Source organism: Psychroserpens burtonensis DSM 12212, assembly GCF_000425305.1.
Lineage (GTDB): Bacteria > Bacteroidota > Bacteroidia > Flavobacteriales > Flavobacteriaceae > Psychroserpens > Psychroserpens burtonensis.
This window is the reverse complement of record NZ_AUDE01000026.1, coordinates 17,330-29,049: the sequence shown is the minus strand read 5'-3', so window position 1 is coordinate 29,049 and position 11,720 is coordinate 17,330. Positions and strand designations below refer to the sequence as shown.

Annotated in this window: 13 protein-coding genes and 1 tRNA gene; 7 read left to right on the top strand and 7 right to left on the bottom strand. The window is 33.2% G+C overall.

Going from position 1 to position 11,720, the window contains the following annotated elements; genetic code table 11:
* Window positions 1-49 precede the first annotated feature (49 nt).
* A complete protein-coding gene (mscL, locus tag H593_RS0112200) occupies window positions 50-502 on the top strand; it encodes a large conductance mechanosensitive channel protein MscL (RefSeq protein WP_028872707.1) in 453 nt (150 codons plus the stop codon).
* A gap of 129 nt (window positions 503-631) precedes the next feature.
* On the opposite strand, the gene H593_RS0112195 is transcribed toward mscL, so the two are convergent.
* Entirely contained in the window at window positions 632-1,042 is a 411-nt protein-coding gene (locus H593_RS0112195) for a hypothetical protein (protein WP_037052299.1), read from the bottom strand.
* Complete coding sequence (locus tag H593_RS0112190; protein WP_028872705.1) at window positions 1,023-1,454, bottom strand: DUF2452 domain-containing protein; 432 nt, start codon at window positions 1,452-1,454, stop codon at window positions 1,023-1,025. Before H593_RS0112190 ends, H593_RS0112195 begins: the two co-directional genes overlap by 20 nt.
* A gap of 324 nt (window positions 1,455-1,778) precedes the next feature.
* Between H593_RS0112190 and H593_RS0112185 the strand changes: the two genes are divergently transcribed.
* On the top strand, window positions 1,779-1,964 hold the full coding sequence (locus tag H593_RS0112185; protein ID WP_028872704.1) for a hypothetical protein: 186 nt from the start codon (window positions 1,779-1,781) through the stop codon (window positions 1,962-1,964).
* A gap of 397 nt (window positions 1,965-2,361) precedes the next feature.
* Here H593_RS0112185 and H593_RS21015 read toward each other — a convergent pair whose 3' ends face one another.
* Complete coding sequence (locus tag H593_RS21015) at window positions 2,362-2,508, bottom strand: hypothetical protein (RefSeq protein WP_169338367.1); 147 nt, start codon at window positions 2,506-2,508, stop codon at window positions 2,362-2,364.
* Between the two features lie 58 nt (window positions 2,509-2,566).
* The gene (locus H593_RS0112175; RefSeq protein WP_028872703.1) at window positions 2,567-3,238 is read right to left on the bottom strand and encodes an HAD family hydrolase; all 672 of its coding nucleotides are present in this window, start codon (window positions 3,236-3,238) and stop codon (window positions 2,567-2,569) included.
* A gap of 313 nt (window positions 3,239-3,551) precedes the next feature.
* Between H593_RS0112175 and H593_RS0112170 the strand changes: the two genes are divergently transcribed.
* From H593_RS0112170 to bshB1, 4 genes are all read left to right on the top strand, one after another.
* Entirely contained in the window at window positions 3,552-4,367 is an 816-nt protein-coding gene (locus tag H593_RS0112170; RefSeq protein WP_028872702.1) for a T9SS type A sorting domain-containing protein, read from the top strand.
* 70 nt (window positions 4,368-4,437) lie between these two features.
* Window positions 4,438-5,604 (top strand): trans-sulfuration enzyme family protein, encoded by a 1,167-nt coding sequence (locus H593_RS0112165; protein WP_028872701.1) that lies wholly within the window; start codon window positions 4,438-4,440, stop codon window positions 5,602-5,604.
* Window positions 5,597-6,487 carry a 23S rRNA (adenine(1618)-N(6))-methyltransferase RlmF gene (gene rlmF / locus H593_RS0112160; RefSeq protein ID WP_028872700.1) on the top strand — a complete coding sequence of 297 codons (891 nt, stop codon included), beginning with the start codon at window positions 5,597-5,599 and terminating at the stop codon, window positions 6,485-6,487. Before H593_RS0112165 ends, rlmF begins: the two co-directional genes overlap by 8 nt.
* Before the next feature lie 98 nt (window positions 6,488-6,585).
* Entirely contained in the window at window positions 6,586-7,302 is a 717-nt protein-coding gene (gene bshB1 / locus H593_RS0112155) for a bacillithiol biosynthesis deacetylase BshB1 (protein WP_028872699.1), read from the top strand.
* Window positions 7,303-7,418: 116 nt separating this feature from the next.
* Here the strand turns inward: bshB1 and H593_RS0112150 are convergent, their stop codons facing one another.
* Complete coding sequence (locus tag H593_RS0112150) at window positions 7,419-8,027, bottom strand: MCP four helix bundle domain-containing protein (RefSeq protein WP_028872698.1); 609 nt, start codon at window positions 8,025-8,027, stop codon at window positions 7,419-7,421.
* Between the two features lie 334 nt (window positions 8,028-8,361).
* On the opposite strand from H593_RS0112150, the gene H593_RS0112145 reads away from it, so the two are divergent.
* A tRNA-His gene (locus tag H593_RS0112145) sits at window positions 8,362-8,437 on the top strand.
* Between the two features lie 513 nt (window positions 8,438-8,950).
* Here H593_RS0112145 and H593_RS0112140 read toward each other — a convergent pair.
* Complete coding sequence (locus H593_RS0112140; protein WP_028872697.1) at window positions 8,951-10,513, bottom strand: M28 family peptidase; 1,563 nt, start codon at window positions 10,511-10,513, stop codon at window positions 8,951-8,953.
* 97 nt (window positions 10,514-10,610) lie between these two features.
* Window positions 10,611-11,645, bottom strand: coding sequence for a M28 family metallopeptidase (locus tag H593_RS0112135; RefSeq protein ID WP_028872696.1), 1,035 nt, complete (start codon window positions 11,643-11,645; stop codon window positions 10,611-10,613).
* Window positions 11,646-11,720: the final 75 nt, after the last annotated feature.

The window sequence follows — 11,720 nt, the reverse complement described above, 5'->3', positions numbered from 1 at the left end:
ATAGATTAATTATAAAATAGTTTTGTGGTACAAATTTAAATCAGAGGATATGAAGTTTTTAAAAGAATTCAAAGAGTTTGCAGTTAAAGGTAATATGATGGATATGGCCATCGGTATCATCATAGGAGCCGCTTTTAATAAAGTAATAGATGTACTGGTGAAAAAGGTCTTTATGCCTCCATTATCGTTAATGACAGATGGACTTGAGTTTCAGGATAAACGCTATATTTTAAGAGATGCTGTTTACAATACGCAAGGCGATGCTACAGTAACGGAAGTCGCTGTGGAGTATGGAATATTATTTGAAACCTTTTTAGATTTTATAATCGTCGGACTCACAGTTTTTATAGTTGTAAAAGCCATGAACAGACTTAAAGATAAAGCCCAAGACCCCAAAAACGTCATCGTAAAAACACCTAAAGATATTGAGTTGTTATCTCAGCTTACCGAGTTAATGAAAGAGCAAAATAAGTTACTAAAATCTAATAATTATAATTCATAATCGACTGGTTTTTTTTTATTTTTAGTTTTTGCTAGCTCAAAGCCTAGTTTGCCTGACAGCAGGTTACTCGTTCAAAAGGAAGAGCGTTTAGAATCGTCTAATTTCAGAATAACGCTAAAAAGGCTAACATTAAAAAAATGAAACTAAGCTTGAAATAAATAAACCAGTCCATAAGCCGGTTCTAATCCAATTGCGAGACACCAAAAGGTCTATCGTTTTATTAGAAAAAGAATTATCGCTTATCTGTTGATGCAACGGTACAAATTGTATAAAGGTAGATACCCATAAGGTGAGAACGACGAGCATTCCGCAAATAGAAAAAAGCGTCTGTTCTAAGAATATTTGAATCGTATAAATACTGAGTTGACCAAGCATCAAAGGCATTACAACCAAAGCCATATTAAAGGTATAGCGACTATGCCATTTGAAAAGTGCGTTAGAAGGGAAGTGCTTAAAACTAGGATAGATAAGCAATTGTACGATCCAGATGAGCACTACGAGTCCAAAATCTAAAAGTACTCTAAGTCGTTCTAAGTCCATTGTCAGTACCATTCACTTTTTTCCATACATGCTCGCTATTAAGCTTAAAACTTCCAATAAAATCAAAGTTACAATCGCTAGGCGCAATAATAGATAAGAAGGGTTGTTCCTTTTTATCGCGATAAAGATGATAAGATTCACCAATAATAGGCTCAAAATTATAACGCGCGTTATAAACGAGGTTATTATATTCTAATTCTTCCATCATTTTATCATAGGCAGCTTTAAGTTCTAGATATTTAGACTGGATTTGTTTGTTGGCTTTAAGGATGTTCCTGTTTTTCCAAGATGAATTATCTGTGACTTTAATAGCAGGAGCACCAACATTAGTTGCATACGGTTTTAGCGCTGCATCATAACGTTGCGTGTCTCTATTAAATACAATCTGGTCTGGTTTTTTGTCTTGAGACATAGTCAACATTCTTTTTTGCAAAGATAAAGCACACATTTTATTCATAGTGGTTAAATACGCTTTAATTTTTTAGTCAAGTCGAGAACGCTCTTCTTAAACTAATTATTGAAACTAAAATCTTGGATGCTAATACTATTTCCTTTTATATGTTTTACAGTCACAATTACTAGGGGGAATATCTGTTGTTAATTCTAGTGTAAATTAATAGGCGATAAGATTTCTGACTTTTAAGCATAGAAGTCAATGGAAATGTTAAAATTAAAATGGAGGTATTTATTATTATCAATAAATTTATTTTATCTTAGTAGAGTTAATTGTTTAATCATGAATTTTATTAAAAAGATAGGTCCAGCTAATTTGTTTCTATTAGCCTTGTGTGTTCTTATTATTGGTGTTGCAGAATACCTCTTTCTAAGAGGAGATAAGTTACATGCTATATTTATTGGACTTTGGGCACCAACACTACTTCTAGTTGTCATATTCATAAAACAAATTAAAAATGGACGCTAACGATATTGTAATATACTTCTCGGTATTTGTGTCTGTTTGTGTAGTAATATGGGCAGTTTGGATTATTCGGGTTTATGATAAAATAGATAAAAATAGTTAATACTGTATTCTATTTCTTATTCGTTTGTTCCACACGTTTTAATTCTACTAAGATATTTAACTAGATATGTTTTGTTACCAAGACGTCTTTGGGATTTTTATTAGTTCAAAATTTATTGTTTTTTCAAAGGGTGGAGGGGTGAACTCAGCGTGTAATCAGTAGATTAGATAATTAATGGAATAGGAATTATGTACTATAGTCTTCCTCTTTTAAAAACAAGACACCTAATAAGCTTAAGTATTGTAAGTTAAAATAGAATTATAACTTTATTTTTTCTCAAAAAGTAAACATGGGTAACTACGCTTCTTTCGCTTTATTAATAATCGCTCTCAAACGCTCTTTTCTTAACCCTGCCTCTTGTCTAAGTTTATTCTTCTTTTGATCCATGAGCTTAGAGTGCTTGGATTTATTGTTACCGTTTTTTTGTCCTTTCGGTTTTGCCATTGATTAAGGTTTGTGAAAATATGTATTATTTTCTGAAGTGTAAAATATCTTGAAAAAGCTAAGCTAGGCTTTGAGCAAGCAAACCCTTGAGTTTCTCATAAGAAATCTCCTCAAACGATGACACTACCAAATCTGCCTTACTATAATCTTGATCTTTACTATGTAAACTATTGTAGCCTATACAATATATATTGGCAGCTTTAGCAGCTGATATGCCGTTAGTAGAGTCTTCAATTACAAAGCATTCTTTGGGTTGTTTACCAGATAGTTCTGCTGCCTTAATAAATATTTCAGGATGAGGCTTGGAGGCCTTTAAATCGGCACCACTAATTTTAGCATCAAAATATTGATCTAAATCAAAACGCTTAAAAATACGATTTATGTTTTTCATAGATGCAGAAGAGGCAAGGACTAAAGTCACACCGTTGGCATGGTAATCTTTGATGAGAGTTAAAACACCATCTAATAATTGGAGAGAGGTATCACTTTTAAAAAGCGCTTTGAAATGCTTCCGTTTAATATCGGTTAGCGTTTGAGCACATAAGGGCAATTTAAAATAGGAAATGAGTTGTTTGCAAATCTCCATAGTGGACTGACCTGTAAAAGAGGCATAAAGAGCATCCGATACATCGATGTTGACATCGTTAAACATTTGGAAATAGGCTTTATGATGAAGAGGCTCAGTATCTACGATGACACCGTCCATATCAAATAATACAGCTTTAAACATGTGGTTGAATTAATTAGCATTACGAATATATGTAATTACGTATTGAATATCAATAGGTTTGGTTGACAATTACGTGGACTCTAGATTATTTGCAGATATGTTCGATAAAGTGTTATTTTATTTTTTTTACGCTTCACTCTTGTGAATATACTCCTATGCTTTTTTATATATATGCTTATTCAAACCCATTAAAGAAAAATAAACAATAAGTCTTAATGCATTTCATCGATTATTTAAGCATTTCGTGGTGTTCATTCCTTTTTTAGTACTACATTAGCATGAACTAAATAATACTTCATTAATCCCCAAATAAATGAAAGCTTTATACTACTTATGTTTCGCTGTTCTTTTTTTAATACCTACTAAAGGCATCTGTACATCGTTTGATGATGTTATTACTACAACAGGTAATCAAGTTCAGCGTGTTCGCATTGATGTTACAACTTCATTGGGATATACAAGACATTTATTATTAGCGTTTACACCTAATAATGCTGCAACAGATGCTTATGATTACGGTTATGATGCTTTAAATAGTGATAATTATTCAAATGATAGTAGCTGGATGGTTGGTGAGCAGCGATGCGTTATACAAGGTGTTGGAGCATTTCTTAATACAAAAGCTTATCCTTTAGGTTTATTTCTTTCTAATGCTGGGAATATAGTATTTTCACTCACAGGACTAGAGCATTTTGATGAGATCATAGAAGTTTTTATTTATGATGCCTTTACCAATACTACAACATCAATTTCAGATAGTAATTTTATAGAAACTATGCCAGAAGGTGATAGCACAAATCGATTCTATGTGACGTTTACCAATAATATTAGTACTATGGTTTTTACAGATAGTACCTTATCAACTTCAGAGACTCAATTAGCAACACCTCAAATTAGTTATATTAGTTCAACCAAAGAATTACAAATTATCTCACCAAATGGTTTAGATATTGATGATATTCATCTTTATAATATTTTGGGACAAAACTTAAGGCAATGGTCTAATTTGGAATCTAACACATTTGGTAATTATACTATTTCAATGTCTAATATCTCAAAAGGCACCTATTTGGTTAGTCTAAAAACTAAAACAGGGAAATTTAATAAACGATTGATTATATCCAAATAGTAAAACGCTATTTAATATTGATTTTGATGCGATTCTTTTTTGTAATTTTAGAGCTACAAATATATAATTCATGTCAAAGAAAAAACAAGGCTTAAATACTATTTGCACTCACGTAGGTGAAATAAAAGATGAGCAGTTTAAAGGTGCAGTATCACCAATTTACTTATCTACATCGTATGAGTTTGATGGTGTTGATGTTAAGCGTTACCCAAGATACTTCAATACACCAAATCAAGAGTTTTTAGCTAAGAAAATTGCAGCACTTGAGCATACCGAAACGGCTATGATTTTTAGTAGTGGTATGGCAGCGATTAGTCACATGTTTTTGGCCTTCTTACAAAAAGGAGACCATATCGTTGTTCAAAACACTTTGTATGGTGGTACTAGTAATTTTATTCGGGAGGAATTCCATAAATATGGAATCGACTATACATTTACTAATGGATATGCGGTTTCAGATTTTGAAGCAGCAATCCAATCCAATACAAAGTTGATTCATATCGAGACACCTTCTAACCCCTTATTAACAATCACAGATATAAAGGGAGTTGCAGATTTAGCAAAATCAAAAGGCATCGTTACGACTATTGATAATACATTTGCAAGTCCTGTAAATCAAAATCCAATAGATTTTGGTATAGATATCGTGATGCATTCTGCAACTAAATATTTAGGTGGTCACAGTGATATTTCGGCAGGTGCAGTTGCGAGTTCTGCAGCACATATGGATCGTATTTGGAATGTCTCTAAAAATCTCGGTGGAAACTTAAGTGATATGACTGTTTGGATGTTAGAACGTAGTATGAAAACACTAGCACTTCGCGTGAAAGCACAAAATAAAAATGCTCGCAAACTGGCTAAGTTTTTAGACAAACATGAGGCTATTGCAAGAGTGTATTATCCTGGTTTAAAAAGTCATCCCGAGCACCAATTAGCAAAAGAACAGATGCATGATTTTGGTGCGATGTTATCTTTTGAATTGGTAGATGGTATTGATGCTATGGCATTCATGAAACAACTTAATTTAATCAAACCTTCCATGAGTTTGGCAGGTGTAGAAAGCACCATGTTATTACCTTCAAAAACCTCTCACTCATTATTAACTCAAGAGCAACGCGATGCTGTTGGGATTAGTGATCAGTTGATACGATTTTCAGTAGGTATAGAAACATTTAGAGATTTAAAAATAGATATTGAACACGCAATAATTAATACTAAAACTACATCTTTTGCATAAAAATAATAAACATTCTAAAGGCTATGATTTTGATCTTTTAGTGAAGAGTTCTCCAAAATTAGAAGAATTCGTTTTTACTAATTCCTTCGGAAATGTAACCATTGACTTCGCTAATCCTAAAGCAGTAAAATTGTTAAATACAGCTTTATTGAAAGTACATTACGGCATTGACTATTGGGAATTTTCTGATGCGAATTTATGTCCGCCAATTCCAGGTCGTGTTGAGTATATTCATTTATTAAATGCTTTGCTAAAACGTTCAGAAGTCAAAGAAAACATTACAGTATTAGATATAGGTGCAGGAGCAACTTGTATTTATCCACTATTGGGACAAGCAGAATACGGATGGAATTTTATTGCTACGGAAATTGACTCACAAGCTATGAGGTCTGCTGAAAAAATAGTAGCAAAAAATAAGTTGAGCAAGTCCATCAAATTGCGCTATCAAGATAACGAACAGAATATCCTCACCGGAATTTTTAAATCCAAAGAAAAGGTGAGTGCTGCGATGTGCAATCCTCCATTCTATAAAGACGAAGCAGAGGCCGATGAAAATACATTACTCAAACAAAAAGGATTAGGAAAGCAAACCGATAAAGTGGCTCGTAATTTTAGTGGTACTGCAAAAGAACTGTGGTATCCCGGAGGAGAGAAGGCTTTTGTCCATAATTATTTGTATCAAAGTTCACTTCTAAAAACCAACTGCTTTTGGTATACTTGTTTAGTTTCCAAAACACAACATGTTTTAAGTATGGAAACATCACTAAAAAAACTTGGAGCGACAGATTTTAAGATTTTGCAGATTTCTTTAGGTAACAAAATAAGTAGAGTCGTAGCATGGACCTTTTTAACGGAAGAGGAGCAAGCCCAATGGATCTCGTAATTCATATTATAATTTGTAACAGTTATATTAAATAAACATGTTTTCCTGTTCCTGTCTGCCGACAGGTAGGTTCACGGAAATGAAAATAAGAACTTTCAATGAAATTAGATATACTCGTATTTGGAGCACATCCAGATGATATAGAATTAGGATGTGGAGGCACAGTCGCTAAAGAAATTGCTAACGGTAAAAAAGTAGGTCTTATAGATTTAACTCGCGGAGAGTTAGGAACACGCGGTACAGCGCAAACTAGAGATCAAGAGGCTAATGATGCTTCGAAAATATTAGGTGTTACTGTAAGAGAAAATTTAGGTTTTGCAGATGGGTTTTTTATAAATGATAAAGAGCACCAGCTCAAAGTTGTTCAAATGGTACGTAAATATCAACCAGAGATTGTATTGTGTAATGCCATTGATGATAGACATATTGATCATGGGAAAGGAAGTAAATTGGTAAGTGATGCTTGTTTTTTAAGTGGACTCCTAAAAATAGAAACAGACCTTGATGGGAAAGTACAAGACAAATGGCGACCAAAGCAAGTCTATCATTATATCCAATGGAAGAATCTAGAGCCTGATTTAGCTGTGGATATTTCAGGATATATAGATATTAAAATGGCTTCTGTAGCGGCCTATAAAACCCAGTTCTATGATCCAAATAGTAAGGAGCCCCAAACACCTATAACAAGTAAAAATTTTACAGATAGTATAAAATATAGAGCTAGTGATTTAGGGCGTTTAATAGGCGTAGATTATGCCGAAGGTTTTACTGTTGAGCGCCATGTTGCTGTGGATAGTTTGTTTGATTTAAAATAACCTTATAAAGGAGGGAAATGTGCACTTGTTATTATTGAGAACAAGAATAATTTTACTGATAATATCACTATTTTATGCGCAATTGGTATAATCGCCCCAATCATTATTAAATAAAACTATTCTGTTTCTTGTCTTTGTTTAGGTTTATAAAGTATGATAATTTGAATGACTATAGCGAGAAGCGCTAAAAGATAAATTTCTATTTGGGTAAAAATTTCAAGCTTATCAACTGCTTTTTTACTGATTGACATTTGTCTTTTACCTTCACTTAACTGAATTTTAGATAAATTATAAAGATTTTCTTGAATGTCTGAAATGGTATTGAAAAAAGAACGTTTTTCAATAAAATTAGAATTTATCAGAATGTTTTCAGATACTTTTAAGTCTTCAAAATCGCTCTTAAGATTATTTAAAGTCTTCTTTTCTTTTTTTGTAAGCTTTGTTTGATCATATCTAGATAGGAGTTCTAAGATATTTTTATCTAATTGTTCACTTCTATTATAAAAAAAAGTGGTGTCTAATAATGCAGCAGCTATTTCTTTTTCTTGGACAGATTTTGATAAATCAAAAATCAGGTCACTAGCAACAACTCTGTCTTCATATATCGTAACAACCGCATCTCTTACTCTAATAAAATTATTTTTGTCTATGAGGTTTGTTGTGACAATAAGTACAAAGACTATAAGAATTCCAAGTATCCATTTTACTTTATTAAAGAAGGCCATAAGGTTCTGTTTTAGATTGTTAAATCAAGAACGAAAGATAATAAAGTTTCAAATTATTCTTGAATAAAATATGTTAGAAAATGCTTAAATCTTTTGTGATCTGTTAGTCTGCTTTTTGTTGGTGTTTTGTGGGTGAAATTTATAAAGCATTTATGGTCATAATGTTGGTGGTAATATTAACATTAGCATATTGAATGTTAAAACTACTATTGTAGACGCTAGTATCATTTGTATGGCGATATATTTTATTTTAACTAATAATTTTAAAAAAAAGTCTTTGTAGTAACTGTGAATTATTTTACATTTGCACACGCATTGAAAAATGTGTCCAAATGGTGGTTGTAGCTCAGTTGGTTAGAGCGTCGGTTTGTGGTACCGAAGGTCGCCGGTTCGAGACCGGTCTTCCACCCAGAATATCAAAGCTTCTCAGAAATGAGGAGCTTTTTTTGTGCATCTAATTCACAACCAAAGGATAGGGTTTGGGATCTTAATTTTGCAATATGCTGATTTTAGATTAATCGAAGCTATTTTTCGAATTTTATAACAAAAAAGTCTTCAATAGAAATTGAATACTTTTTTGTTATAAATAGGATTGCTCTAGTGTTGACTTGTAGTCAGTGAATTTTTTGAGGGTTATAGATTTCTCTAAAGCTCTTGGTTGTAAACGTATCTGCAAAATACGCACATATTATAAATCCTAACGATACTCTGGCTAGAAACAGAGAGATGACTATTAATTTTCCTTTCATCTATTTTAAGTTTGTGATCACTCACTAAAAAGAGATTTTATTAAAAAAGGTTCAAGATATTTAAAATATATCTTGAACCTTTTTGTTTTTTGCGTTAGCGATTGAGGTAGGTGTTGAAGCTCCTCGGAGAGAGCGACTACGGAAAGCGCGACCATTGAGGGTAACGCCCAACTATTACTCAGTGTCTGCTTTATCGACAACAAGTCTATCTACGCGGTTTGCAATTTCCCATGCCGTATAGAATACCAAGCGGGTTCTGTTTTCTAATAAATCATATTGAATTTTATCTGGAGTATCACTTGGTTGGTGATAATCGTCATGCGTCCCATTGAAATAGAAAATAACTGGGATATTGTTTTTAGCGAAGTTATAATGGTCACTTCTATAATAGAAACGGTTGGGGTCATTCTCGTCGTTATAGGTATAATCGAGTATGATATTGGTATATTTTTTATTTGCTTCTTCGGAAATGTTATGTAAATCTGTACTCAGTTTATCACTACCAATAAGATATACGTAATTTCTGTCTCCCTCACGTTTTGGATCTGTACGTCCAATCATATCAATGTTCAAATCTGCAACCGTGTTTTTTAAAGGGAAAATAGGATCATTATCTGAATAATGTCTAGATCCTAAAAGCCCTTTTTCTTCTCCTGTAACGTGTAAAAATAAGATAGAACGTTTTGGTCCATCTCCTTTATCTGCTGCAGCTTTGAAAGCTTCTGCAATTTCTAAAATAGCAACTGTACCAGACCCATCATCATCTGCACCATTATAAACTTGACCGTCTTTAATGCCTTCATGGTCTAAATGAGCTGAGATTACAAGAATCTCATCTGGTTTCTCTGTTCCTTTTAAGAATGCGACTACGTTTTCAGAACTTACAGCTTCTGCTTGACTTTTAATAGCACATGATATTTGTATAGCTATTGTTTTTGGCGCATCAGACTCCATAATTTGTGGATAAATCGCTTTTGCCATTTTCTCGTTTGCCATCATGAATACCATAGATGGTTCATTACTTTTTAGTGACATTCTGCCCGCTTCTCCAGATATTGCAATTTCTTTATAATAAGGCCCATATTGAGCAATCATTTCTTCATTAACAAAGATCATTGCTTTTGCGCCATTATCGTTTGCAGCATCTCTTTTTGATGAGATTGATGAACGTCCTGTGCTCCATTTTGTATCTTCGGTAGTACCAGAAGTTATATAATTCCCATCGGCATCTTTAGGTTCTCCAACTTTTATAATTACAACTTTTCCTTTAACATCTAAATCTTTATAATCTGAATAGGTGTCTGAGTCAATACCGTAACCAGCATAAATCACTTCATTGATGTCTAATTGTTGTGTTTTTGTATTACCTAGAATTAGAAAGTCTGTGTAGTTTTCCATGGCTGTTCCATTGATGGACATATCTACTTCTGGAGCTTTTTGTTTTTCTAAAGGTACTTCTTGAAAATAGTCATCACCAGAGAGCGGTGAAGGGATCCCCATATTTACATATTGATTCTTTAAATAATTAACTGCTTTCTTTTGACCAGGTTCTCCCGTTTCTCGTCCTTCAAAATCATCTGAAGCATAGGTGTAAAGCATGTCTTTTAATTCGGCAGAGGTAATTGTGTTACCGTAAATTGTTGGGTCAGCAGGTGCCTTATTTACTTTTTTTTGATTAAAGCTTCCACAACCTACTAAAAGTAAAGTTGCAGCCAAGATATTTAATGATGTTTTCATTATTTAAGTGTTACATGAATTTATAACACGATATTACGAAAAATCCAATTGATTTCTCGTGAACCCTATGAGGCTTTATATAAATTTTAACAAGATATTAATAGTCTTGATCTACGATGATTCTGTTTTCTGAATTTGCCAAATACCAGGCGGTTGCGAAAATTAGTTTTGTTCGTTTTTCGAGTAAGGCATAGTCAATTTTTTCTGGAGTATCTGTAGGCTGGTGATAATCTTCATGTTCACCGTTGAAATAGAAAATTACAGGGACGCCTTCTTGAGCAAAATTATAATGGTCTGATCTAAAATAATAGCGGTTAGGGTCCTTATCGCTATTAAGTTTATAATCTAGTTCTAGGTTTGTAAACTGAGCGTTAGCAGCTTCTGATATATAATGTAATTGAGTACTTAAACGATCTGCTCCAATAAGATAAATATAATTAGGATTGTTTTTATGAGCGTCGTCCACTCGACCAATCATATCTATATTAAGGTTCGCAACAGTATTTTTCATTGAGAACACCGGATATTTAGCGTAATATCTTGATCCTCTCAGTCCAACTTCTTCACCTGTAAGATGTAAAAAAACAATACTGCGTTTTGGCCCATGACCTTCTAAAGCTGCTTTTTTAAATCCCTGCGCCATTTCCATTACTGCAGCAGTGCCACTTCCATTATCATCTGCACCATTATAAATTTCTGTATCTGTGTAGCCTTCATGGTCTGAATGTGCTGATATGATAATCACTTCCTCAGGAAATTCGTTGCCCTTTACATAGGCGATGACGTTTTGAGAGTTTTTTATATCTCCGGAAAAAAAAGACTTAGGGATATGTTGATAATATTTAGATCCTAATGGGGATTGTATTTGTTCTTTTATGTAGTAATCCTTTAAAAATTTAGAGGCTTTATGGTGTCCTGGTTCTCCTGTTCTACGTCCTTGGAATTTATCTGTTGAAAACGCATAAACATGATTTTTAAGTTCTTCTTTAGAAATCGTATTGATATAGGAGTTTACGGTTTGTGAATCTTCAAAAACAATACTTTCTTTGAGTTGATCTATTTTTTCGGTATGTCGCAATGTAGCACAAGAGCCAACTAACGTAAGTGATAAAGTAATAAGTAGAAATTTCATTGTAATTTGGGGATAGTGAACTGAATCACAGTAAAATTAAACAAAAAAAAAGGTAATACCCAAAGGATACCTTAA